This window comes from Streptomyces sp. NPDC031670, from assembly GCF_055580545.1.
Genome location: NZ_JBVILC010000017.1, coordinates 19,436 through 41,332, shown reverse-complemented (window position 1 = coordinate 41,332; position 21,897 = coordinate 19,436). Strand labels below are relative to the sequence as shown.

Sequence of the window (21,897 nt, the reverse complement as noted above, 5' to 3'; positions counted from 1 at the left end):
CTCTCTCTCCGGTGAGCGGGGCTCGGGACTCGGGGGTGCGTGAATCCTGCGAGCGGAGAAGGGCGTTCCGGCATGGCGGCACCGCCGCCGACGCCCCTGCGGGCATGGCGGATCGACCGGAACTCCAGAGCTGTTTTCCCCCGCGTCACCTCGGCGCCGGTGTCCCCCGTCGACTGCCGATGATGCGGTGATCATATCGGACTGATCGCCCGGTCACGGCTGCGTACGGGTACGGCCCGACGTGCCGTACGATCTCCCCCGCACGTGATCATTTGTGTTCGAACGGGCTTGACCGAGCTCGTTCAGGCTTCACCAGGGGGATCAACTCATGGGTATCGGCAGGAAGTTCACCATGGCCGCCGCCACCGGCGCGCTGGCGTTCGCGGGCGTCGCCGCCACCGGTGGGACCGCGTTCGCGGGCACCAACGGACAGCAGATCGTCATCCGCGACGAGACGCACCAGGTCGCGTCCATCAAGATCGACGGCCTGGACCAGCAGGGCCGGCCCGCCCACGCGTGTCTGGCCACGCCCGGCTACGAGACCCGCTTCGGCGGCTGGTGGTGGCGCGACTCCATGCACTTCAGCAAGTGGACCGACAGGACCTGCGGCCAGAGCGGCGGCCGGTGGCTCGGCTCGCAGGACGAGTGGGTCCCCGCCTGGATGGCGCCGGACCGGGGCGACTGGTACTACATCGGCATCTTCAAGAACGACAGCTGACCGGACGGCAGTCGCTCGCCACGGTTCCCCGCGCCCCGACCGGGCGCGGGGAACCCGCGCATCCGCTCAGGACAACGCCCTCGCCAGGTCGTCCGCGCTGGTCACCGGGGCCTCACAGGTGAAGTGGCGGCACACGTACGCCGCCGGGCCCCCGTCGACCGGCGGGCGGTCCACCAGCAGCGGGAACTCCGCGCCGCCCGACTCGCCCACCGCCACGACCGCGCCCGGCGCCCGGCCGAGCAGTGCGGCCCGGTGCAGCTCGCCCCCGGGCTCGCCCACCACGGCCACCTCGCGGGGCCCGTCGAGCAGCGCCTCGGCGGTCGCCAGACCCCAGCCGATGAACCTCGGGGCGCGCGGCCCCAGCGCCTTCACCACGCCCAACGCCGCCTCGGCCGCCGCCCGGTGGGGAGTGGAACCGGTGTGCGCGGCGTACGAGAGCAGCGCGCCCGCCGCCGCCGTCCAGCCCGACGGGGTGGCGCTGTCCGTGGGGTCCTGCGGGCGCCTGATCAGCTTCTCGGCGTCGTGCGCGGTGTCGTAGAGCACCCCGCCCCCGCCGGTGAACCGGTCCAGGACGAGGTCGAGCAGGAACCCGGCGAACTCCAGCCACGCCCCCTCCCCCGTCACGCCCGCGAGCGTCAGGAAGCCCTCCGCCACATCGGCGTAGTCCTCCAGCACCCCGTCGTTCGAGCCCGCCCGGCCGTCCTTGGACGTACGCGACAGCCGCGCGCGGTCGTCCATGTGGACGCGCACCAGCAGGTCCGCCGCCTCGGTCGCCCGCTCGATCAGGTCGGGCCGGTCGAAGTACGCGCCGGTCTCCGCGAGCGCGGCGATCGCCAGACCGTTCCAGGCGGCGACGACCTTGTCGTCCCGGCCCGGACGCGGTCGCCGCTCGCGCGCCTCGAAGAGCCGCTCCCGTACGTCGGCCCCCACCGGGCCGCCGTCGGAGGGGAGTTGGAGGACCGAGGCCCCCTCCTCGAAGGTGCCCTCCTCGGTGACCCCGTAGTGCCGGGCCGCCGCCTCCCCGTCCTTCTCGCCCAGCACCTCGGCGAGCTGCGCGGGCGTCCACACGTAGAACGCGCCCTCGACGTGCCGGCCGCCGCCGTCGTCGCTGTCGGCGTCCAGGGCCGAGGCGTAGCCGCCCTCGGCGGTGCGCAGCTCGCGGACCATGAAGTCGGCCGTCTCCAGCGCCACCCGGCGCGCCAGCTCCGAACCGGTGGCCCGCCACAGGTGCGCGTACACCCGGCACAGCAGCGCGTTGTCGTAGAGCATCTTCTCGAAGTGCGGCACCACCCACTCGCGGTCGACCGAGTAGCGCGCGAAGCCGCCGCCCAACTGGTCGTAGATGCCGCCGCGCGCCATCCGCTCGCAGGTGTCGGCGGCCATCTCCAGCGCACCCTCCGCGCCCGTGCGCGCGTGGTGGCGCAGCAGGAACTCCAGCGTCATCGACGGCGGGAACTTGGGCGCGCCGCCGAAGCCGCCATGCCGCTCGTCGTAGTCCCGCGTCAGCCCGAGCAGCGCACCCGCCAGCTCCTCCTCGCCGGGCACCCCGGCGCCCCCGCCGTACACGAGCTCACGCTCGGACAGGTCCCGTACGACCTTCGCGGCGACCTCGTCCACCTCCTCGCGCCGGTCCGCCCACGCGGCCCGCACCCCCTCCAGGACCTGCCGGAACGAGGGCATGCCGTGGCGCGGCTCGGGCGGGAAGTAGGTGCCGAAGTAGAACGGCTCCGCGCCGGGGGTCAGAAAGACCGTCATCGGCCAGCCGCCCCGGCCGGTCGCCGCCTGCACCGCCTCCATGTAGACGGCGTCGACGTCCGGGCGCTCCTCGCGGTCGACCTTGACGTTGACGAAGTGCTCGTTGAGGTACGCGGCGGTGGCGTCGTCCTCGAACGACTCATGGGCCATCACATGGCACCAGTGGCAGCTGCTGTACCCGACGCTGAGCAGCACCGGCACCCCGCGCTCGCGCGCCTCGGCGAACGCCTCGGGCGACCAGGGCCACCAGTCGACGGGGTTGTCGGCGTGCTGGAGCAGATACGGGGACGTCTCATGGGCCAGGCGGTTCGACATGGGCCCATCCTCCCCCACGGGCGGCGCGATCCGGCGGCTCCCTCGCGCCGACGCGCGGCACGCGGAACACTTGACACCACCGGCACACTCGACCAGGACTCATGTCGCACCGGACGCTCTCGGAGGGGGACCACATGCGGGACGGCCATCGGGCTGAGGCCGAACGGCTGTTGGCACGCGCGGTCGAGGAGGAGGTGCGCCGCTCCGGCGGACGTGCCGACGCCGACGCGCTGCTGACACGCGGCCGGGCGGCGCTGGACGCGCTGGCCGCGAGCGCCGAGGAGGAGTACACGGCGTACACCCGGGCGCTGGACGAGGCACAGGCCGGGCAGCCGACGCTCGGCGCCCGGTTCGCCCGCGAGAAGGCGGGCACGGCGTTCTGGGTGACCGCCGTGGCGGCCGTCGCCGCCGTCGTCGCGGACGCGGCGCTGGGAACCGGCACGGGACCGGCGGTCGGCGCCGGGGCGGCCGTCGCCGTCGCCGGGGCCGCGACCACCGTCGTCCGGGTCACCGCCGCGCACTGGCCCGCCGCCCACCGGCGCGCCGGCGAGCTCGGCCGCCCGGGTGGCGCCGAGCAGCTGCGGCTCCAGTGGCTGACCGCCCTGGACGTACGGGGCATCCGCCCGTTCCTGGACCAGCAGCGCATGACGGCCCCGGCGGCCCGTACCGGCAAGAAGACGAGCACCTCCGTACCGACCCAGCTGCGCGGCACGGACAAGAGCGCGGCGGCCCGGCGGCGAACGGTCCTGGAGCAGTCGTTCGGCCATCTGCCCGAGCCGCAGGGGCCGTTCTCGGGGCGGCGCGCGGAGCTGGCCCGCATCGCCCAGTGGGTGCACTCGGCGCGCGCGGCGACCGAGACCCGTCCCACGGTGGTGGTGCTGCACGGCCCGGCGGGCGTGGGCCGCACCACCCTGGCGGTACGGGCGGCCCACCAGCTGCGGGACCAGTTCCGGGGCGCCTGCCTGGTGGATCTGCGCGGCGGCGGCCAGGGCAGCCCGGCCACGCAGACACCCCTGCCGACCCGTGACGCGCTGCTGCACCTGCTCAACCGGCTCGGCGCGCCCCGCGAGCAGCTGCTGTTCCGAGACGGGGTCTCCCCTGCCGGAGCGGAGGCGAAAGCTCGGGGAAGGTCCTCGGCCGATCAGCAGGTGCGCCGGCTCGCCGAGCTCTACCACCAGCATCTGACCGGCCTCCCGGTCACCGTGGTCCTGGACGACGCCGTCGACGCCGAGCAGGTGCGCACCCTGGTGCCCGAGCGGTCCGACAGCCTGGTCCTGGTGACGGCCGCTCGGCCACTGGAGCTGCCCGAGGACTTCCCGGCGTGGGTGCACCAGCTGGCGGTGGAGCCGCTCGACGAGGCGGGCGCGGAGGAGCTGCTGCGCGAGTCGGCCCAGGAGGACGCCAAGGAGCCCTACGCTCTCAAGGACAGCGAAGCCACCGCCGCCGTACGGGAGTTGTGCGGCGGCCTGCCGCTCGCGCTGCGCGTCGCCGGCTCCTCGCTGGGCTCGCGCGACGCCCGGACGCTGGCGGCGGACCTCGGGGCGTACGGCCCGGTGGCGCCCGTCGAGCGGGCCCTGTGGCTGCGCTACACCGACCAGGGCGAGCAGTCGCGCCGGCTGCTGCGGCGCCTCGCCCTCGCCGGGCGGGCCTCGCTGGGCGCGGCAGCCGCGGCGGCGCTGCTGGCCACCGGCGAGGCGGAGGCCAGCCGGCTGCTGGCCGATCTGGCGCGGGCGGGCCTGATCGACCGGGTCCGCGCCGACCGCTACCGGCTGCACGACACCGTACGGACGTTCGCGCGGGCCCGTCTGCTCGACGAGGAGGAGGCCACCGAGCGCACCGCCGCGCAGGAGCGGCTGATCCAGAACTACGCGGACCTCGCCGACGCGGTGATCCGTATGGTCGACGGCAAACTCTCCACCCGCGCCGGGCAGTTCGGCGGCCACGGCTTCACCTCGCTGGACGCGGCCCTGCGCTGGCTGGACGACGAGTCGAGCTTCATCACGGCCGCGCTGCGCGACGCGGAGGACGTCAACCAGCAGGCGGTGCTCAACCTGCTGGGCGCGCTCTGCGACTACTGCCTGCTGCGCGGCGACCTCTACCGGCTCGGCGAGATCAGCGAGCTGTCCCAGGCCGTCGACCAGGGCCTGCTTGAACGCTCGGTACGGTGGCGCACCGGCATCGCGGCCCGTCAGCTCGGCGAGCTCGACACCGCCCGCACCACGCTGACCTCGGTGGTCGGCCTCTACCGGGAGGCGCAGAACGACGCGGGCGCGGCCCTCGCGCTCGCCTCGCTCGGTATCACCCTGCACCATCAGGGCAATCTCACCGAGGCGGCGGCCAAGCTGCGCGAGGCCATCGACCTCCAGGCCGCGCCCGAGCAGGACGAGGACCGGGCCTGGTCGCTGCACGCCCTGGCGGCCGTCGAGCGCGACCGGGCGAACCTCGCGGAAGCCCTCACCCTGCTGGACACGGCACTCGCCCTGCACCGCGAGGGCGAGTCACTGCACGGCGAGGCCTGGACCCACTTCCAGCTGGGCCAGGTGTGTCTGCGGATGGGCGACGTGGCGCGCGCGGAAGAGGCCCTGCGCACCGCGCTCGACCTGTACGGCCGCACCCGCGACGGCCGCGGCGAGGCCTGGGCGCTGACCCAGCTCGCCCGTGCCCGCCTGGTGGACGGCGACCCGTCCCCGGCCGTCGACGGGCTCCGCCAGGCCCTGTCGCGCCACCGCGAGCAGGAGGACGCGCGGGGCGAGGCGTGGACGCTGTACTACCTGGGCCAGGCCCTGGAGGAGCGCGGCGACCGCGACCAGGCGGTCCGCGAGCTGGAGCGGGCCCGGACGATGTTCTCGCGGATGCGGGACGTGTACGGGCTGGCCTGCGCCCGCCACCACTCGGGCCGGGTGACCCGCGACCAGCGCGCCGCGCAGACCGGCAACCTGCGCAACTCCGGCTTCGCCCGCCAGCTCCTGGTCGACGCCCGCGCCGACTTCCACCGCATCGGGGTGGCCCATGGCGAGGCCTGGACCTGTCTGGAGCTGGCCCTGATCGACGCGGGCAACAACCGCGCGCCCCAGGCGCTGCGGCTGTGCGACGAGGCGGTCGAGCTGTTCGACTCCTACGGGGACCGCCGGGGCGGCGACTGGGCCCGCTTCCTGCGCTGCACCCTGCTGCCGTACGCCTCGGCGGGCGGCTCGGAGATCGGGGTCGCGGTGGCCCAGGAGGAGCTGTCCCAGCTGATCCGCGCCCACCACACCACCCGCGACGGCAAACTGGAGGACTGCGCGGAGGCGTACGCGCTGATGCTGGAGCGCGGCGTGGAACTGGAGGACGGCTGGCAGGCCTGGCATCTGGGCATGGTCCCGACCCGCCACTCCCGGGAGGTCATGGGGGTACCGGTGGGGGCGGCCCGGTAGGGAACGGGCGCGGCCGGCTCCCCGGGCCCCGGGGCTGGGGCCGACCCTCGCGCCCCTAGGGGCGCGGGGAACTGCGCGACCGGCCACCCACGACCCGCGGCCGACCGCACACCCCGCCCCCTCAGACCTTCTTCGTCCCACCCTCGCCGGAGGCGGAGGCGGCGGAGGAGGCAGCGGCCGGGTCGGGGGCGTGCCCCGACTCGGCCGCCCCCTCCTCGAAGTCCACCTTCCCCATGTGCCGGTTCATCGACTTCATCAGCAGCCACACCCCCACGGCCAGCGCCGCGAAGACGACGAAGCCGAGGACGCCGGGCGTCACCTTGTCGTTGTCGATGTCCTTGGCCAGCGGGACCAAGTGCGTCAGTGCCAGGCTTGCGCTCATATCAGGCATTCTCGCGTACGCCCGCGAAGAGGTCGTCCTCGGGGAGGGAAGTGTCCACGAGCGACTTCGCGAGCTCGTACTCCTCCGTCGGCCAGACCTCCTTCTGGATGTCCATCGGGACCCGGAACCAGCCGCCGTCGGGGTCGATCTGCGTGGCGTGCGCGATCAGCGCCTTGTCGCGGATCTCGAAGAAGTCCGCGCACGGAACGTGCGTGGTCAGCGTGCGCTCGACGCGCTCGAACTCCTTCCAGCGCTCCAGCCACTCGGCGTACGGGGACTCCATGCCCCGGTCGAGCAGCGCGTGGTGCAGCGCCAGGGTGCGCGGCTTGTTGAAGCCCTGGTTGTAGTACAGCTTCCGCGGCTGGTAGGCCGGGCCGTACTCGTCCTCCGGGAACTTCTCCGTGTCGCCCGCCCCGTCGAACGCCACCATGGAGATCTTGTGGGTCATGATGTGGTCGGGGTGCGGATAGCCACCGTTCTCGTCGTACGTGGTGATCACCTGCGGACGGAAGGCGCGGATCTTGCGGACCAGCTCGCCGGCCGCCCGGTCCACGTCCTCCAGGGCGAAACAGCCCTCCGGCAGCGGCGGCAGCGGGTCGCCCTCCGGCAGCCCCGAGTCGACGAAGCCCAGCCACTCCTGCTTGACCCCGAGGATCTCGCGGGCCTCGTCCATCTCCCGCTTGCGCACCTCGTGGATGTGCTCCTCGATGTACTTGTCGCCCTGGAGCTTGGGGTTGAGGATGGAGCCGCGCTCGCCTCCCGTGCAGGTCACCACCAGCACGTCCACCCCCTCGGACACGTACTTCGCCATGGTGGCCGCGCCCTTGCTCGACTCGTCGTCGGGGTGGGCGTGCACGGCCATCAGTCGCAACTGCTCAGTCAAGACAAGATCCTCAGTGATTCGGCGCCCTGGGTGTCGCCCTCTGTGATCCGGCGCGATGGGCGGCTTCTATAGTGACCGAATCGGGGGGCGGAAAATTCCGGCACCCCCACCAGCAGGAGGACGACCATGGCCGCGGCTAGCCAGCAGCTTCCCGAGGGGCGCTACGGGCGCACCGCGGACCAGCGCGCCGACCGCAAGCTCAAGATCATCGGCTCGGTCCTGGGCGTCGCGCTGCTCGGTGTGGTCGGCTGGATCGGCTACGACTACGTGGGCGGCCAGTCCGTCTCCGCCGAGGTGATCAAGTTCAAGGTGGTCTCCGCCAAGGCCGTCGAGGTCCATCTGGAAGTGCGCAAGGACAGCGGTGAGACCGGTGTCTGCACCCTGCGCGCGCTGGAGACCGGCGGCGACGAGGTGGGCCGCAAGGACGTGCGCTTCGAGCAGAAGAAGAGCCGGATCGACGAGCTGATCACCGTGCAGACCACCGAGCGGGCGACCGCGGTCGACCTGGTCGGCTGCAAGTCGGTCTGACCCGGACGACCGCTCGGAGCCGGCCGCTCGGACCGGCCCGGCCGGTGTGCCCCGCCGGGCGACGCCGCCGTATCGTCCCCGCTGACCTGCGCCGACGGTTTCCCCACGGTTTTCGTCCTCCCCCTACGCGCCCTGAATTGTTAGGCTCGTGGTTTCGCCCGCCCGAGAAGGCACATTCTTCTGGGTAGGGCGATGCGCTTGTATTCCCAGTACCGACGAGGAGCACCTGTGACCCAGACCAGCGACAACGTCACCTGGCTGACCCAGGAGGCGTACAACCAGCTCAGGGCCGAGCTGGAGTATCTGTCTGGTCCCGCGCGCACGGAGATCGCCGTAAAGATCGCGGCGGCCCGTGAGGAGGGTGACCTCCGGGAGAACGGCGGGTACCACGCGGCCAAGGAGGAGCAGGGCAAGATGGAGCTCCGGGTCCGCCAGCTGACCCAGCTCCTCGAACACGCCAAGGTCGGTGAGGCGCCCGCGGCGGACGGCGTGGTCGCCCCCGGCATGCTCGTCACCATCGCCTTCGACGGCGACGAGGACGACACCCTGGAGTTCCTGCTCGCCTCGCGCGAGTACGCGTCGACGGAGATCGAGACGTACTCGCCGCAGTCGCCGCTCGGCTCGGGCGTCAACGGCAAGAAGGTCGGCGAGGACGCCCAGTACGAACTGCCGAACGGCCGCAAGGCCTCGGTGAAGATCCTCGCGGCCACGCCGTACACGGGCTGAGCCCCGTCCCCGCACACGCGAAGCCCCCGGCGGCCCTTCCCAGGGCCGCCGGGGGCTTCGTCGTACGCCTCAGGCGGTGGCCGAGCGGTACTTGCGCACCGCCAGGGTCCGGAACACCACGATGATCAGCAGCGACCAGAGCAGCGAGGCGATCACCGGGTGCTGCATCGGCCAGGCGCCGGACGGCACCACGCCCGGGTTGCCGAAGAGGTCGCGGCAGGCCTGGACGGTGGCGCTGAACGGGTTCCACTCGGCGACGTGCCGCAGCCACGGCGTCATCCCGGAGGTGGCGACGAAGGCGTTGGACACGAAGGTCACCGGGAAGAGCCAGATCAGCCCCCCGGAGGTGGCCGCCTCCGGCGTACGCACCGAGAGGCCGATCAGGGCGCCGATCCAGGAGAACGCGTACCCGAGCAGGAGCAGCAGCCCGAACGCGCCGAGCGCCTTGGGTACGCCGTGGTGGACGCGCCAGCCGACCAGCAGGCCGACCGCCGCGAGCACCACGACGGTCAGCGCCGTCTGCACCAGGTCGGCCAGGGTGCGGCCGGTCAGGACCGCGCCGCGGGCCATGGGCAGCGACCGGAACCGGTCGATGAGCCCCTTGTGCATGTCGTCCGCGATGCCCGCGCCGGCGCCGGCCGTGGCGAAGGTGACGGTCTGCGCGAAGATGCCCGCCATCAGGAACTCGCGGTACCCGGCGGGGTCCAGGGAGCCGCCGATGCTGACCGAGCCGCCGAACACGTAGCTGAACAGCACGACGAACATGATGGGCTGGATCAGCCCGAAAATGATCATCTCGGGTATGCGCATCATCCGTATGAGGTTGCGCTTGGCGACGACCAGCGAGTCGGTGACCGACTGGACGACCCCGCCGCGCGGCTGCGGGGCGGTGAGGCGCGGGGTTGCGGCGACGGCGGTCACTTGGCGTCCTCCTTCTCGTCCTCTTCCTTCTGTTCGGCCACGTGGCCGGTGAGGGAGATGAAGACGTCGTCGAGGGTCGGGCGGCGCAGCCCGATGTCGTCGATCTCCACTCCGCGGTTGTCGAGCTCGCGGATCACCTCGGCGAGCAGCTTGGCGCCGCCGGTGACCGGCACGGTGAGCTTGCGGGTGTGCGCGACGACGGCGACCTCGCCCTTGCCGAACCCGGCGAGCACCGCGCGGGCGGGCTCGATCTCCTCCTGCTGGTGCACCACGACCTCGACGCGCTCGCCGCCGGTGCGGGCCTTCAGCTGGTCGGCGGTGCCGCGCTCGATGACCCGGCCGTGGTCGACCACGCAGATGTCGTGCGCGAGGTGGTCGGCCTCCTCCAGGTACTGCGTGGTGAGCAGCAGGGTGGTGCCGCCGGCGACGAGTTCCTGGATGACCTCCCACAGTTCCTGGCGGTTGCGCGGGTCGAGGCCGGTGGTCGGCTCGTCCATGAACATCACGGGCGGTGAGACGACGAGGGCGGCGGCGAGGTCGAGGCGGCGGCGCATGCCGCCCGAGTACGTCTTGGCGGGGCGGTCGGCCGCGTCGGCGAGGTGGAACTTCTCCAGCAGCTCGCCCGCCCGCGCCTTCGCCTCCCTGGCTTTCATCTGGTAGAGCCGGCCGACCATCTGGAGGTTCTCGCGGCCGGTCAGGTACTCGTCGACGGCCGCGAACTGGCCGGACAGGCCGATCGCGCGGCGCACCTCGTTGGGATGCTTGAGCACGTCGATGCCCGCGACCGTGGCCCGGCCGCTGTCGGGCCGGAGCAGGGTGGTCAGGACGCGCACGGTGGTGGTCTTGCCGGCGCCGTTGGGGCCGAGCAGGCCCAGAACCGTGCCCTCGGGGACATCGAGGTCCACGCCGTCCAGAGCCTTTACGTCGCCGAACGTCTTCACCAGGCCTTCGGCATAGATGGCGCCTGGCATGTTGGGTACCCCCCAGAGTTGGGTGTCGTTTCGTACACAAATCCTAGGATTGCCGGACAACCGGTGCCCGGTGGAGCTGTGGCGCGGGACAGACACTAACGCGATGTATCGCGTTTACTCAAGGGGTGCGACGGAGGTACGCCGACGGTTCCGGCGCGAAGTCAGGAGATGACCAGGTACCCCTCCTCCCGCAGCGCCCGACGGACCTCCAGGCAGTGCTCCGGCCCCTTCGTCTCCAGGTGCAACTCCACCTCCACCTCGGTGAGTCCGAGCCGGGGATCGGTCCGTACGTGGCTCACGTCGAGGACGTTGGCGTCGGCCACCGACAGGGAGCCCAGAAGGGCTGCCAGCGCCCCCGGCCGGTCCGGCAGGCGCAGCCGCAGGCTCAGATACCGGCCGGCCGCCGCCATGCCGTGCCGCAGGATGCGCTGGAGCAGCACCGGGTCCACGTTGCCGCCCGACAGCACCGCCACCACCGGCCCCCGGAACGCCCCCGGGTCGCTCAGCAGCGCCGCCACCGGGCTCGCCCCGGCGGGCTCCACGACCAGCTTCGCGCGCTCCATGCAGAGCAGCAGGGCGCTGGACAGCTCGTCCTCGGAGACCGTGCGGATCTCGTCCACCAACTCCTGGACCAGCGCGAACGGTACGTCCCCGGGCCGCCCCACCTTGATCCCGTCGGCCATCGTGGGCGCCGGGTCGATCGCCACCGGGTGCCCGGCCGCCAGCGAGGGCGGATACGCGGCCGAGGCCGCCGCCTGCACACCGACCACCTTCACATCGGGGCGGATCGCCTTCACCGCGACCGCGATGCCCGCGGCGAGACCGCCGCCGCCGACGCCGACGACGATCGTGCGCACCTCCGGGCACTGCTCCAGGATCTCCAGGCCGACCGTGCCCTGGCCCGCGATGATGTCCGGGTGGTCGAAGGGGTGGATGAAGACCGCGCCCGTCTCGCGCGCGTAGGCCTCGGCCGCCGCCAGCGTCTCGTCGACGACCGTGCCGTGCAGGACGACCTCGGCGCCGTACTCCCGGGTCGCGGCGACCTTCGGCAGGGGCGCGCCGACCGGCATGAACACCGTGGAGCGCACGCCCAGGAGCGAGGAGGCCAGCGCCACGCCCTGGGCGTGGTTGCCCGCGCTCGCCGCCACCACGCCGGCCGCGCGCTCCTCGGGGCGCAGCCCCGCGATCCGTACGTAGGCGCCCCTGAGCTTGAAGGAGCCGGTGCGCTGGAGGTTCTCGCACTTGAGGTGCACCGGGGCGCCGACCAGCCCCGTCAGGTGCCGTGACCCCTCCATCGCGGTCATTCTGGCGACCCCGGCGAGCATCTTCTGCGCGCCCCGCACATCGTCGAGGATCAGGGGATGCGAGGGGCCGGACGTACGGAAGCTCATGACCGCAAGTCTCGCAGCTCATGGGCCCGGCGGCCGGTGCGGACCGGATCGCCGCGGCAGTTGTCCACAGCTTTGCGCAGGGCCGGTACGCGTACCCGCCCGGCCGCGTACTCTGTCCCCCACCACACCGACCGCCGCACGAGAGAGCCCCGGCCATGCCCACTACTCAGGACATGACTTCCCATCTCGACCCAGGTCTCCTCGATGCCCTCCAGCACCAGGTGGCCATCTTCGCGCGCCGCGCGGAGCAGACCCGTCTCGGCGGCGTCGGCCAGGTCCGCAACTCGATGGACCGCGCGGCGTACCTGCTGCTCAACAGGCTTGACCAGGAAGGCCCGATGGGCGTCAAGGCGCTCGCCGCCGGCATGGGCATCGACTCCTCGACGGTCACCCGCCAGGTCGCCCCGCTCGTCGACACGGGCCTGGTGAAGCGGACCTCGCACCCGGAGGACGGCCGGGCGGTCGTGCTCCAGCTGTCGCCGCGCGGCCAGGCCCGCCTCGAAGAGGTCCGCTCCTCGCGCCGCGAGCTCATGGCGCAGGTGACCGACGGCTGGTCCGAGGCGGAACGGGAGTCCTTCTGCACCCTCCTGACCCGCTTCAACTCCGCTCTGTCGGCCCGCCAGTCGGCTGCCCAGGACCCGGTGGCGCCGACCTCTTGACCTGCCGCGCGCACGGGCTTCATATGAGGCCATGCGCGAGCGGCAGACGGAACGGCAGCGCCGCGGTGCCCGCGAGTTCGAGGCGTTCGTGGCGGGCGCGGGGGGCCGGCTGCTGCATGCCGCCACCCTGCTCACCGGCGAGCCGCCCGAGCACAACGAACGGGCCCGGCGCCTGCTGACCGCCGCTCTGGCGCGGACGTACGCGCACTGGGACCCCGAGCACGGCGAGGACCCGTACGACCGCACCCGCCGGGAGCTGGCGGCCCGCTTCGCCGGCTCCGCTTGGCGCCACCACCGCCACGGCGACCGCGACCGGGCGGTCGGCGTACTGGCGCGGCTCACTCCGCGCGAGCGGATCGTCCTGGTCCTGCGCCTGTACGAGGGCGTCGCCGAGGAGCAGGTGGCCGCGCTGATGGGCCTGCCGTGCGAGCGGGTCCGGGTGCTGTGCACACGCGCGATCGCGACGATGCGCAGCGCGCCCGCGCAGCCCCGGCAGCCGCTGCCGAGGGCGACGGCGGAGGGGGTGTCGTGAGCACGGGGTTCCTGGGCGGAGGGGTGCCGATGGGCGACGGGGTGCCGCTGGGGGTGGGGCCGTCATGAGCCTGCCGGACCGCAAGGAGGCGGAGGTCCGGCGCCTCCTGGAGGGGCCGCATCCGACCGTCCCGCCCGAACTCGCCCTGCGCGCCGCCGAGTCGGGCCGCCGTCTGCTGCGCCGGCGCCGGGTGGCGCGGCGGCTGATGTGGCTGGTGATCGTGGCGGCGGCGGTCGTCTTCACGGTGTGGGCGTGGCGGGTGCATCCGTGGGTGGCGCCGCCGTCGACGGTGGCGCCACCGGTGGAGGGGTTCTGAACGGCGCCCCACGTGGGCGCGGCCGTCTACGCGCGCGGGGCGCCCCGCGCGCGTAGACGGCGCCGTCCCGACGGCGGCCCGGCGCGCGTAGGCGGACATCCCCGCGCGGGGGCGGCCCCGGAGCCGGGCTCCGGGGCCGCCTCGGGCGCGGGAGCCGTCAGCCCAGCGCCTGCTGGAGGTCGGCCAGCAGGTCGTCGATGTTCTCGATGCCGACCGAGAGGCGCACCAGGTCACCCGGCACCTCCAGGGCGGACCCGACGACGCTGGCGTGGGTCATCCGGCCCGGGTGCTCGATCAGCGACTCCACCCCGCCCAGCGACTCGCCCAGCGTGAAGACCTTGGTGCGGGCGCACAGGTCGACCGCCTCCTGCTCGCCGCCGGTAACCCGGAAGGAGATCATTCCGCCGAAGGCGCGCATCTGCTTGGCCGCGACCTCGTGGCCGGGGTGCTCGGGCAGCCCCGGGTAGAGCACCTGCGACACCTTGGGGTGGCGGTTCAGCATCTCCGCGATCTTCCCGGCGTTCTCGCTGTGCCGGTCCATGCGCACGGCCAGCGTCTTGATGCCGCGCAGCACCAGCCAGGAGTCGAACGGTCCGGCGACCGCGCCCATCGCGTTCTGGTGGTACGCCAACTCCTCGCCCAGCTCGGCCGAGTTGGTGACGAGGGCACCGCCCACGACGTCGGAGTGGCCGCCCATGTACTTCGTCAGGGAGTGCACGACGACGTCCGCGCCGAGCGCCAGCGGCTGCTGGAGGTAGGGGCTGGCGAAGGTGTTGTCGACGACCAGCTTGGCGCCGGTGTCCTTGGCGACGGCCGCGACCGCCGCGATGTCGGTGATGCCGAGCAGCGGGTTCGACGGCGTCTCGACCCAGATCGCCTTCGTACGGTCGGTGACCGCGGCCCGTACCGACGCCGGGTCGGAGGTGTCGGCGACCGACCACTCCACACCCCAGCGGGAGACCACCTTGGCGAAGAGGCGGAACGTACCGCCGTACGCGTCGTTGGGGATCACCACGTGGTCGCCGGGGGCCAGCAGCGTACGCAGCAGGCAGTCCTCGGCGGCGAGGCCGGAGGCGAAGGCGAGCCCGCGGACACCGCCCTCCAGGGCCGCCAGGTTCTCTTCGAGGGCGGTGCGCGTGGGGTTGGCGCTGCGGCTGTACTCGTAGCCGCCGCGCAGTCCGCCGACACCGTCCTGCTTGTAGGTGGAGACCTGGTAGATCGGGGGGACGACGGCGCCGGTCAGCGGATCCGCGGTGTTGCCGGCGTGGATCGCGATGGTCTCGAAGCTCTTGTCGAGGTGCTCGTGGCTCATGGTCCAGAGCGTAGTTCGCCGGTGGCGGAGACGGGGCCGGTCGCCGGTTGGTGAGACCCGGGTCGCGGTTTCGTGAGACCGGGGGCCGGCCGGGTTGTCCACAGGCCGGGGTACGGGTTGGCCAGATGTCGGTGGGGTCTGGTTCGCTTGAGGCATGGAGATTCTCTGGATCCTGATCGCCGCGTGCATGCTGACGATGGCCCTGGGCCCGTGGGCGATGCGGCGCCGCCGGGCCGGCATCCAGCTGGCCGAACCGGGCGAGCCGGACGCGGCGGACCCCGCGGCGTACGGCTTCGCGCGCCAGGAGGAGCTGGACGTGCGGCTGCCCGGCCCGGACCAGGACCTCCTGGACGTGCTGGACGTGGTGCAGGCCACCCAGGATTGGCGGGCGGCGTCGCAGCTGCTCGCGGGCACGCCGAAGGAGGGCGAGCTGCGCTGGCAGCGCGTCCAGGCCTTCGCGGGCGCGGCCTCGCTCGAACTGGCCCAGCGCCCCGGCGTGGGCGGCGCCTGGCTGCGCAAGTGGCGCTCGGAGGCGCCCAAGGACGCGGGCGCCGCGCAGGTGCACGCGGAGTTCCTGGTCCAGCAGGCGTGGCGCTCCTCGTCGGCCGGCCAGGACGACTTCCGCATCATCCTGGAGGAGGCGCGCGCGGTCTGCGCGGAGGCGGCGCTGCTGGCCCCCGGCGACCCGGTCCCGTACCTCACGGAACTGGCGGTGGCGCGCGGGCTGGCCTACCCCCAGCCCGAGTTCGAGCAGTTGTGGGCGAAGGTGATCGACCGCGCCCCGGCCCATATGGGGGCGCATCTGGCGGCCCTGCACTACTGGTGCGAGAAGTGGCACGGCTCGCGCGCGCTGGCGGACGAGTTCGCGACGTCGGCGGCGGCGCGGGCGCCGCACGGTTCACTGCTGGCCGCCCTGCCGCTCTTCGCGGTGTACGAGCACATGCCCGACATCGTCCTGGTCACGGACTTCCACCGCACCCAGGTGGTCAGCCGGGCCCTGGAGGGCGCTCTCCACGCGGTCCACTCGGCCCGCGCCGACGACCCGGTCCTGGCCCACGTCCGCCATCTGCTGGCGTTCTTCCTGGTACGAGCCGAGCGCTGGTCGGAGGCGATGGACCAGTTCGTCCACCTGGACGGCTTCGTGGGCGCCGTGCCGTGGACGCTGTCCGAGGACCCGGCGTCGGAGTACGCGGTGTACCGAGCGCTGGCGGTGGCGGGATACGAGGCGAACGGGGGGAACCCGGCGACGCTGCCGCAGTAGGGCGCGCCGGGGGCCGGGGGCCGGGGTTCACCCGCCCGGGGCTCACCCGCCTGCGGCTCGGTGCCGGGGGAATCCCTCCCCGCCTCCCGGCGTTGGAGCGGGTGGACCACCGCCCCCCGCCCGCCGAGGAGCCCAGCATGTTCCTGAACAGCCGCACCCCCGTCCTGCCCAAGCCGGAGGAGGCCCTCAAGGGCCGCCCCGAGCCGGAATTCACCGTCCCCGAGCGCCACACGGTCCTGGGCAACCCGCTGCTCGGCCCCTACCCCGAGGGCCTGGAGATCGCGGACTTCGGCCTCGGCTGCTTCTGGGGCGCCGAGCGCAAGTTCTGGCAGACCGAAGGCGTGTGGACGACCCTGGTCGGCTACCAGGGCGGCTACACGCGGAACCCGGCGTACGAGGAGGTCTGCTCGGGCCTGACGGGCCACACGGAGGCGGTCCGCGTGGTGTACGACCCGGCGGTCGTCTCCTACGCCACGCTCCTGAAGCTCTTCTGGGAGTCCCACAACCCCACGCAGGGCTTCCGCCAGGGCAACGACGTGGGCACCCAGTACCGCTCCGCGATCTACACCCACACCGCGTCCCAGGCGACGGAGGCGGCGGCGTCCCGCGAGGCCTACCAGCGGGTCCTGACGGGCGCGGGCCACGGCACGATCACCACGGAAATCCTCCCGGCGGAGGGCCGCCCGTTCTACCCGGCGGAGCCGTACCACCAGCAGTACCTGGACAAGAACCCCGGGGGGTACTGCGGGATCGGCGGGACGGGGGTCTCGTGCCCGATCGGGGTGGCGTCGGCAGACGGCTGAGCAGCGTCAGAACGGAAGCTCGGGCGTGGTGGCCCCTCGTCTGATGGTCAAGATCCGTTCGTGGAAGTCGCGCGTGGTGCTCTCGCGGGGATAGCGGGATCGGAGTTCCTTGTCGAGTTCGTCAGCGACTAGAAGGAGCGATGGAAGGGACCGCCGGTTCGCTTCGAGAGCGGCCGTCCCCATGCCTGCGGCCTCTTCGATATCACCCGTGCGTGCGGCGGCCACACCGAGCGTGAGACGTGCCTCCGCTGCACGCATGGGAGAGATCTCGGTCCCGTCCGGGCCGGTGCTGATGCGGATCACGGACCGGGCGTGGTCGGCTGCGCGCTCGTCGTCTCCAAGTAGGCGGTAGGCGTCCATCTCATAGAAGTCCCACTTGTCCGGATCGATGATGAAGTGGTGTTCGGGATGGTCCGGGCGGGGCAGTCGGTCAAGCCGGGCACGTCCGGCGTCCAAGGAGTCGCGGACCAGCCGGGCCTCTCCCATGCGGGCGGCAGCGCGTGCCTTGTGGGCGTACAACTGCACGCCGACCGAGTGAGTCTGGTCGGCGGCGTGCCCGGCCTCAACGGCATCGAGCATGTCCTGCCAACGCCCCTGCGTGAGGGCGAACCACGCCTCGATCTCCCAAGCCCATGCCTTGATCTCCCCGTGGCCTGCCTCTTCGCCGACCCGGAGTGCGGCGGCTCTGCTCAGGTTGGCGGCTTCGCGCTGGCCTCGGTCGTACTGGACACATGCGTTCAGCAGGAACAGCCATCCCGTGTCGACCAGGAGCTCCCGGTGCTGGCGCAGAGTCATGCGGCCTGTCAGCTGCTTGGTGACGTAGTGCAGACCGTTCCTGGTGCGCTGATGCAGGTAGTCGGCATCGGCGTACGGATAGGCACGCGCTAGCTGATCAATGCCCTGCTCGATCGACTCAAGCGCCGCGCTGTTGACGTCGGACATCTCCGTCCGCCGGAGCACTTCAGCGACGTCCCACAATCCTGCGCCGCCCTGCGCGATCAAGCTGCTCGGATCTTCGGCCTGTGAGCTGCCGCGTCTGTGTTCCAGCTCCCACGGGCGGGCAGCAAGCCCGGCGAGATGACCGGGGATGCGCAACCCGTCGACGACTTCGAGGATCTTGTGGTGCTGGGTGATCCGGGGGCGGACGCCCCTCCCGTCGGTTTCGGGGCGGGCCATCTTGCCAATGTGCTCGCGTTTGTAGCCGACGGCTTCGGCGACCTTGGCGTAACTGATCTTTCCGTGGAGCCTGGCCAACCGGAAGACCTCGCCGAAGTCATGGTTGGCGATCGCCGAACGTACATCGGCGCGTTCGAGCACGTGTGGAGGTAGAGCCGCCGGTGTCGGTCCCGCTTCGGCCATCTCACTACCCCGTCGTGGTTGACCTGACAACTCTTCGGGTGCGTCTCGCGAGTGTACCCACGAGGGGGGTCCCCAAGAGGGGGGAGCGACGTCCGGTACAGGGGGTGCATCCTCGGCCCACCCTGCCGGGAACGCCCCGGCAGACGTGACCGAGGGTGGTCGATCGTGCCATGGAAACCGGAAAGATCGTGCGCGGCTTACTCCCGACATCAGCGGTGGGAATTGTCGGGCAGGCCGGGGTGGCGGCAACGGACCGTTTCCGTGCGCTCATGCTTTTCGCGGATGCGGAGGACACCCCGCAGGCCGCACGGCGCATGGCAGTTGTGACGCTGGCGAACTGGGACCTCGGCGGCTTGGCGGAAGACGTGGAGCTATGCGTCTCAGAGTTGGTCAGCAACGTGGTGCTGCATGTGACCAGTGGATGTGGCCCATGAAGTCCGGACACCGTCCCTTGGTCACGCTCACCCTGCGGTCCTGGCCTCGTTGGCTGTTCGTGGAGGTCTCCGACGAAGATCCCTCTCCGCCGACGCTGCCGCTCGGCGACGGCTTCGGCCCGGATCTGGCCGCCGATCTGCCTGAAGCGCTGTTGCCCGCTCACGGGCGGGGGTTGCACATCGTGCGCACCCTGGCCGACGGCTTGTGGTGGGCTCCTGATGACGGTGGTGGTAAGAGCGTGCTCTGTCGCTTCGATCTGGACCGAGGATCCGGCGGAGCCTTGGTTGCGACCGCTGATGGGGGGCGGTCGGCATGAGGACGCGGGTGATGGCTCTACAGGTCCGGCGCGGCGACGCGATCAGCCACCGGGGCCGACGGCAGCAGGTCAAAGCGGTCCGCTCACACCGGGGCACCTCGGGATGTCCGGCGGTGGTGCTGGTCTTCGAGTCGGGACCCTCCCTGCGGATGAACGCGAAAGACATGGTGCAGGTCGAGCGCGGCGGACGCGGTTCGCGGCGGGAGCGACGACGATGACGACGCGGGCGGTCTGGTGCTACGCAAACTGGATGTTGAGCCCGGACACCTCCGGGAGCGGGCCGATCTATATGGCGGAGTGCACGACGTGCGGGGACGCCTCGGAAGGCGCTGAGGACACGGAGGCGCCGGAGATCTGGAGCCTCCAGCACGCTGGTCGGACGGGCCACACGGGCTTCCGAAACATGATCACCAGCTTCTCGCGAGCCTCCTTGGTGGAGGGGCCACGGTGATATCTCCTGCGCGTACCGCGTAGGGCCCGCTCACGTACGACAACCGCATACGAGACCGGACCACCCCCGCGCCTGGCAGCAACCGGGGTGGTCCGGAAGGGGACACAGCGGCCCCCGGTGCCAGATGGCATCCGGGGCCGCTGTGCTGCACTCCTGTCCTGGCACATAAGGAGTTGACCATGTGTCATTGAAACTGGGCAGAGGTGGACTGTCGTGAACGGCATGGAGGGTGAGGGTCTGTACGACGGCCTGGACGCAGTGGAGGCGGAGGCCGGGCTGTGGTCGCCCGGGGTGGACTACCTGTCCGGCTGGCGGGAGGCGCCGGAAGCGGCCGACCGGTTGAACCGTGCGCTGCTGGCGGCAGGTACGGGGTGTCTCCTGAGCGGACGGGTCGACGTCTCTCGGCCTCGGGCGGGCTGCGGGCGGAGCCGCTGGCCGTCCAGACGGGACCGGCGGGACCGGGATCTCGTGCTCGATCGGTGTCGCCGGGGCGCCGTCCTCGGGCGGGTAAGAAGCGGTACACCGCTTCCGCGTACAGGCGCGTCAGCGCCCTCAGGGGGATGCCGCAACCTCACAGGTGCTGGGGATCGGCGAGTCCCGCACCTTTCCCGTTGGGGAAAGATCACCCTCTTGACCCTTCCCTCACCGCCTCGGGAGCATCGAACCCGACACACCTGCGCCGACATGTGGGGGCAAGGATGCTGCGGAAGCTGTCCGGTGGCCCGGAGTGCAAGAACGGGACATGCCCGACGCTGTGGGGCACCGAGGAGGGCACGGACTACGTGGTCCAGGGGTACGTGGTCACCGACCCGGATCGACTGGCCCAACTCGATCTGCCCGAGGGGGAGAGCGCCGTCCTGGTGCCGGTCGCCGTCCTGGAGGAGTACTTCCGTGCTCAGCGGTGAGGAGTTCGGCGGGCTCTTCCAGACGTTCGAGCGGACCGCCTTCCGCCTGGAGACGCTCGCCGTCTACGACATCGAGGACGAGCACGAGGAGCTCGAACGCTTCCTCGCGGGTGGGGATATGGGCCCCGACTGGGACGACAATCCGTGGGTCCGGTCGATGACCGACAAGGGCAGGGAAGTCTCTCGTGTCCACGTCCTCCGATCACCGCTGACCGACTATCTCCGGTACGAACTGGCCGCCTACCCCGGCAACATCACGGCCGGTGAATCCATCGGCATCATCGACCTCTCCGAACTGGCCGTGACCGGACTGCCGGATCACGACTTCTGGTTGTTCGATGATCAGTCGGTGTATCGGATGCACTACACGCCAGACGGTGCGTTCATCGGCGCGGAGCTGCTCCCCGCACACAGGCTTGCCGAGTATCAGCACTACCGAGACCGTGCGGTGGCGGAAGCGGTGCCGTTCGCGGACTACTGGGAGCGGCACCACTGACCGCCGACTCGATCGGGAACGCCCTGCGGGCGCTGCGCGACGCATCCGGACTCACGGGTGACTCGGTGGCCCGAAGGGCTTCCATGTCCGCGGGGAAGCTGTCGAAGATCGAGACCGGCAAGGTACGGCCGTCGGTCCGGGACGTGGACCTGGTCCTCACCGCCATAGGCGTGAGTCAGGAGGTCAGGGAGGAGTTCCTCGCCGCAGCCCGCGCCGAAGCCACCGAGGCCGTTGCATGGCGCCTGCTACGCCGCATGGGCCCGTGGAAACACCAGAAGACCCTCCGCGCCGTAGAGGCCGGCACCACCACGCTCAGGCTCTTCCAGGGCCAACTCGTCCCCGGACTCCTCCAGACACCCGAGTACGCCTCCGCCGTGTTCTCCTTGCCTCCGGCCCTGCCGGAGGAGACCAGGGCCAAGACCGTGGCGGCGCGACTCGCACGGCAATCCGTCCTGTACGAACCGGGGCGGTCTTTCCGCTTCCTGCTCTGTGAGCACACGCTCCGGTGGCGCATCAGCGAGCCGGTGGTCATGGCACTCCAGCTGGACCGGCTCGTCTCCGTGTCCCGGCTGCCCAACGTCTCGCTGGGTGTCGTGCCGTCCGACCGCCGGATGCCCGACTTCCCCATGACCTGCTTCAGCCTCCACGACGACCGGCTCGTCATCGTCGAAACCTTCCACTCCGAGGTGACCACCCGCGAACCGAAAGACGTACAGCTCTACCTCGACACCTTCGAACGGTTCGCCTCGGTGGCGGTCTACGACGATGCCATGAGGACCCTGGTCGAAGGTGTCCGGGACGGATTCTTGCCGCAATAGGAAAGGTCCTGGAGCCGACTGCTCAGCGGGTGAAGCATCAGCGGTGCCGGCACCCGAGAGAGGAGATCCCGTGAGCAGTCCCAGCACCACGATGGACCTGCCGGGTTCAGCTCTGCCTCCCTCGAAGCACCCCGTGCTGCGGTACCTGGGCTCGATCTCCGCTGCTCACGTACACCAGGTCACCGAGGGGCTGCGCGGTGCTCGCCGAGCCACTGCGCTTCACCACGGCCG

At 71.7% G+C, this 21,897-nt stretch carries 24 protein-coding genes; 16 read left to right on the top strand and 8 right to left on the bottom strand.

The features are described from left to right. Nucleotides 1–328: 328 nt before the first annotated feature. Nucleotides 329–718: a hypothetical protein gene (locus tag ACZ5ID_RS27475; RefSeq protein WP_468903059.1), complete on the top strand. Its 390-nt coding sequence runs from the start codon at nt 329–331 to the stop codon at nt 716–718. Nucleotides 719–784: 66 nt separating this feature from the next. On the opposite strand, the gene ACZ5ID_RS27470 is transcribed toward ACZ5ID_RS27475, so the two are convergent. After that, complete coding sequence (locus tag ACZ5ID_RS27470) at nt 785–2,788, bottom strand: thioredoxin domain-containing protein (protein ID WP_468903056.1); 2,004 nt, start codon at nt 2,786–2,788, stop codon at nt 785–787. A 134-nt stretch (nt 2,789–2,922) separates the two neighbouring features. Here ACZ5ID_RS27470 and ACZ5ID_RS27465 point away from each other — a divergent pair, with 134 nt between their 5' ends. Next, nucleotides 2,923–6,201 carry a tetratricopeptide repeat protein gene (locus tag ACZ5ID_RS27465; RefSeq protein ID WP_468903054.1) on the top strand — a complete coding sequence of 1,093 codons (3,279 nt, stop codon included), beginning with the start codon at nt 2,923–2,925 and terminating at the stop codon, nt 6,199–6,201. A 121-nt stretch (nt 6,202–6,322) separates the two neighbouring features. On the opposite strand, the gene ACZ5ID_RS27460 is transcribed toward ACZ5ID_RS27465, so the two are convergent. Beyond that, nucleotides 6,323–6,583, bottom strand: coding sequence for a hypothetical protein (locus ACZ5ID_RS27460; RefSeq protein WP_468903052.1), 261 nt, complete (start codon nt 6,581–6,583; stop codon nt 6,323–6,325). Between the two features lies 1 nt (nt 6,584). Beyond that, on the bottom strand, nt 6,585–7,466 hold the full coding sequence (gene mca / locus ACZ5ID_RS27455; protein ID WP_406555337.1) for a mycothiol conjugate amidase Mca: 882 nt from the start codon (nt 7,464–7,466) through the stop codon (nt 6,585–6,587). Between the two features lie 126 nt (nt 7,467–7,592). Between mca and ACZ5ID_RS27450 the strand changes: the two genes are divergently transcribed. Both ACZ5ID_RS27450 and greA read left to right on the top strand, forming a co-directional pair. Beyond that, nucleotides 7,593–7,994 carry a DUF4307 domain-containing protein gene (locus ACZ5ID_RS27450; protein WP_406555338.1) on the top strand — a complete coding sequence of 134 codons (402 nt, stop codon included), beginning with the start codon at nt 7,593–7,595 and terminating at the stop codon, nt 7,992–7,994. A gap of 228 nt (nt 7,995–8,222) precedes the next feature. Then, nucleotides 8,223–8,720: a transcription elongation factor GreA gene (gene greA, locus ACZ5ID_RS27445; protein WP_406555339.1), complete on the top strand. Its 498-nt coding sequence runs from the start codon at nt 8,223–8,225 to the stop codon at nt 8,718–8,720. Nucleotides 8,721–8,789: 69 nt separating this feature from the next. On the opposite strand, the gene ACZ5ID_RS27440 is transcribed toward greA, so the two are convergent. The 3 genes from ACZ5ID_RS27440 to ilvA form a co-directional block, all read right to left on the bottom strand. Continuing rightward, nucleotides 8,790–9,641 (bottom strand): ABC transporter permease, encoded by an 852-nt coding sequence (locus ACZ5ID_RS27440; RefSeq protein WP_468903046.1) that lies wholly within the window; start codon nt 9,639–9,641, stop codon nt 8,790–8,792. Further along, nucleotides 9,638–10,612 (bottom strand): ATP-binding cassette domain-containing protein, encoded by a 975-nt coding sequence (locus tag ACZ5ID_RS27435; protein ID WP_468903043.1) that lies wholly within the window; start codon nt 10,610–10,612, stop codon nt 9,638–9,640. The genes ACZ5ID_RS27440 and ACZ5ID_RS27435 overlap by 4 nt, the downstream gene beginning before the upstream one ends. A gap of 161 nt (nt 10,613–10,773) precedes the next feature. Further along, nucleotides 10,774–12,003: a threonine ammonia-lyase gene (gene ilvA, locus ACZ5ID_RS27430; protein ID WP_468903041.1), complete on the bottom strand. Its 1,230-nt coding sequence runs from the start codon at nt 12,001–12,003 to the stop codon at nt 10,774–10,776. Between the two features lie 155 nt (nt 12,004–12,158). Here ilvA and ACZ5ID_RS27425 point away from each other — a divergent pair, with 155 nt between their 5' ends. The 3 genes from ACZ5ID_RS27425 (at nt 12,159) to ACZ5ID_RS27415 (ending at nt 13,510) form a co-directional block, all read left to right on the top strand. Continuing rightward, entirely contained in the window at nt 12,159–12,662 is a 504-nt protein-coding gene (locus tag ACZ5ID_RS27425; RefSeq protein WP_468903039.1) for a MarR family winged helix-turn-helix transcriptional regulator, read from the top strand. Between the two features lie 31 nt (nt 12,663–12,693). Continuing rightward, nucleotides 12,694–13,194 carry a sigma factor-like helix-turn-helix DNA-binding protein gene (locus tag ACZ5ID_RS27420; protein ID WP_468903036.1) on the top strand — a complete coding sequence of 167 codons (501 nt, stop codon included), beginning with the start codon at nt 12,694–12,696 and terminating at the stop codon, nt 13,192–13,194. 64 nt (nt 13,195–13,258) lie between these two features. After that, entirely contained in the window at nt 13,259–13,510 is a 252-nt protein-coding gene (locus tag ACZ5ID_RS27415; RefSeq protein WP_468903034.1) for a hypothetical protein, read from the top strand. Nucleotides 13,511–13,667: 157 nt separating this feature from the next. Here the strand turns inward: ACZ5ID_RS27415 and ACZ5ID_RS27410 are convergent, their stop codons facing one another. Continuing rightward, the gene (locus ACZ5ID_RS27410) at nt 13,668–14,822 is read right to left on the bottom strand and encodes a cystathionine gamma-synthase (RefSeq protein ID WP_468903032.1); all 1,155 of its coding nucleotides are present in this window, start codon (nt 14,820–14,822) and stop codon (nt 13,668–13,670) included. 154 nt (nt 14,823–14,976) lie between these two features. Between ACZ5ID_RS27410 and ACZ5ID_RS27405 the strand changes: the two genes are divergently transcribed. Next, nucleotides 14,977–16,083 (top strand): tetratricopeptide repeat protein, encoded by a 1,107-nt coding sequence (locus tag ACZ5ID_RS27405; protein ID WP_468903029.1) that lies wholly within the window; start codon nt 14,977–14,979, stop codon nt 16,081–16,083. A 137-nt stretch (nt 16,084–16,220) separates the two neighbouring features. Beyond that, entirely contained in the window at nt 16,221–16,886 is a 666-nt protein-coding gene (gene msrA, locus ACZ5ID_RS27400) for a peptide-methionine (S)-S-oxide reductase MsrA (RefSeq protein ID WP_468903027.1), read from the top strand. A 6-nt stretch (nt 16,887–16,892) separates the two neighbouring features. On the opposite strand, the gene ACZ5ID_RS27395 is transcribed toward msrA, so the two are convergent. Beyond that, on the bottom strand, nt 16,893–18,203 hold the full coding sequence (locus ACZ5ID_RS27395) for a tetratricopeptide repeat protein (RefSeq protein WP_468903025.1): 1,311 nt from the start codon (nt 18,201–18,203) through the stop codon (nt 16,893–16,895). Nucleotides 18,204–18,415: 212 nt separating this feature from the next. Between ACZ5ID_RS27395 and ACZ5ID_RS27390 the strand changes: the two genes are divergently transcribed. The 7 genes from ACZ5ID_RS27390 to ACZ5ID_RS27360 all read left to right on the top strand — a co-directional run bounded on the left by ACZ5ID_RS27390 (nt 18,416) and on the right by ACZ5ID_RS27360 (nt 21,666). Further along, nucleotides 18,416–18,679, top strand: a complete 264-nt coding sequence (locus ACZ5ID_RS27390; RefSeq protein ID WP_468903023.1) for a hypothetical protein — start codon at nt 18,416–18,418, stop codon at nt 18,677–18,679. Further along, a complete protein-coding gene (locus tag ACZ5ID_RS27385; protein WP_468903021.1) occupies nt 18,676–18,996 on the top strand; it encodes an ATP-binding protein in 321 nt (106 codons plus the stop codon). The genes ACZ5ID_RS27390 and ACZ5ID_RS27385 overlap by 4 nt, the downstream gene beginning before the upstream one ends. A gap of 11 nt (nt 18,997–19,007) precedes the next feature. Next, entirely contained in the window at nt 19,008–19,214 is a 207-nt protein-coding gene (locus ACZ5ID_RS27380) for a hypothetical protein (RefSeq protein WP_468903019.1), read from the top strand. Then, a complete protein-coding gene (locus tag ACZ5ID_RS27375; protein ID WP_468903014.1) occupies nt 19,211–19,447 on the top strand; it encodes a DUF7848 domain-containing protein in 237 nt (78 codons plus the stop codon). Before ACZ5ID_RS27380 ends, ACZ5ID_RS27375 begins: the two co-directional genes overlap by 4 nt. Before the next feature lie 698 nt (nt 19,448–20,145). Then, the gene (locus ACZ5ID_RS27370) at nt 20,146–20,352 is read left to right on the top strand and encodes a hypothetical protein (RefSeq protein ID WP_468903012.1); all 207 of its coding nucleotides are present in this window, start codon (nt 20,146–20,148) and stop codon (nt 20,350–20,352) included. Then, a complete protein-coding gene (locus ACZ5ID_RS27365; RefSeq protein ID WP_468903009.1) occupies nt 20,339–20,848 on the top strand; it encodes a DUF6879 family protein in 510 nt (169 codons plus the stop codon). Before ACZ5ID_RS27370 ends, ACZ5ID_RS27365 begins: the two co-directional genes overlap by 14 nt. After that, nucleotides 20,830–21,666 carry a helix-turn-helix domain-containing protein gene (locus tag ACZ5ID_RS27360; RefSeq protein ID WP_468903238.1) on the top strand — a complete coding sequence of 279 codons (837 nt, stop codon included), beginning with the start codon at nt 20,830–20,832 and terminating at the stop codon, nt 21,664–21,666. The genes ACZ5ID_RS27365 and ACZ5ID_RS27360 overlap by 19 nt, the downstream gene beginning before the upstream one ends. Nucleotides 21,667–21,897 lie beyond the last annotated feature (231 nt).

Bases quoted from the DNA above. Each gene is read 5' to 3' on its own strand.
- ACZ5ID_RS27475 (WP_468903059.1), top strand. From the start codon at position 329: ATGGGTATCGGCAGGAAGTTCACCATGGCCGCCGCCACCGGCGCGCTG.
- ACZ5ID_RS27470 (WP_468903056.1), bottom strand. From the start codon at position 2,788: ATGTCGAACCGCCTGGCCCATGAGACGTCCCCGTATCTGCTCCAGCAC.
- ACZ5ID_RS27465 (WP_468903054.1), top strand. From the start codon at position 2,923: ATGCGGGACGGCCATCGGGCTGAGGCCGAACGGCTGTTGGCACGCGCG.
- ACZ5ID_RS27460 (WP_468903052.1), bottom strand. From the start codon at position 6,583: ATGAGCGCAAGCCTGGCACTGACGCACTTGGTCCCGCTGGCCAAGGAC.
- ACZ5ID_RS27450 (WP_406555338.1), top strand. From the start codon at position 7,593: ATGGCCGCGGCTAGCCAGCAGCTTCCCGAGGGGCGCTACGGGCGCACC.
- ACZ5ID_RS27435 (WP_468903043.1), bottom strand. From the start codon at position 10,612: ATGCCAGGCGCCATCTATGCCGAAGGCCTGGTGAAGACGTTCGGCGAC.
- ilvA (WP_468903041.1), bottom strand. From the start codon at position 12,003: ATGAGCTTCCGTACGTCCGGCCCCTCGCATCCCCTGATCCTCGACGAT.
- ACZ5ID_RS27425 (WP_468903039.1), top strand. From the start codon at position 12,159: ATGCCCACTACTCAGGACATGACTTCCCATCTCGACCCAGGTCTCCTC.
- ACZ5ID_RS27420 (WP_468903036.1), top strand. From the start codon at position 12,694: ATGCGCGAGCGGCAGACGGAACGGCAGCGCCGCGGTGCCCGCGAGTTC.
- ACZ5ID_RS27415 (WP_468903034.1), top strand. From the start codon at position 13,259: ATGAGCCTGCCGGACCGCAAGGAGGCGGAGGTCCGGCGCCTCCTGGAG.
- ACZ5ID_RS27410 (WP_468903032.1), bottom strand. From the start codon at position 14,822: ATGAGCCACGAGCACCTCGACAAGAGCTTCGAGACCATCGCGATCCAC.
- ACZ5ID_RS27405 (WP_468903029.1), top strand. From the start codon at position 14,977: ATGGAGATTCTCTGGATCCTGATCGCCGCGTGCATGCTGACGATGGCC.
- msrA (WP_468903027.1), top strand. From the start codon at position 16,221: ATGTTCCTGAACAGCCGCACCCCCGTCCTGCCCAAGCCGGAGGAGGCC.
- ACZ5ID_RS27390 (WP_468903023.1), top strand. From the start codon at position 18,416: ATGGAAACCGGAAAGATCGTGCGCGGCTTACTCCCGACATCAGCGGTG.
- ACZ5ID_RS27385 (WP_468903021.1), top strand. From the start codon at position 18,676: ATGAAGTCCGGACACCGTCCCTTGGTCACGCTCACCCTGCGGTCCTGG.
- ACZ5ID_RS27380 (WP_468903019.1), top strand. From the start codon at position 19,008: ATGGCTCTACAGGTCCGGCGCGGCGACGCGATCAGCCACCGGGGCCGA.
- ACZ5ID_RS27375 (WP_468903014.1), top strand. From the start codon at position 19,211: ATGACGACGCGGGCGGTCTGGTGCTACGCAAACTGGATGTTGAGCCCG.
- ACZ5ID_RS27370 (WP_468903012.1), top strand. From the start codon at position 20,146: ATGCTGCGGAAGCTGTCCGGTGGCCCGGAGTGCAAGAACGGGACATGC.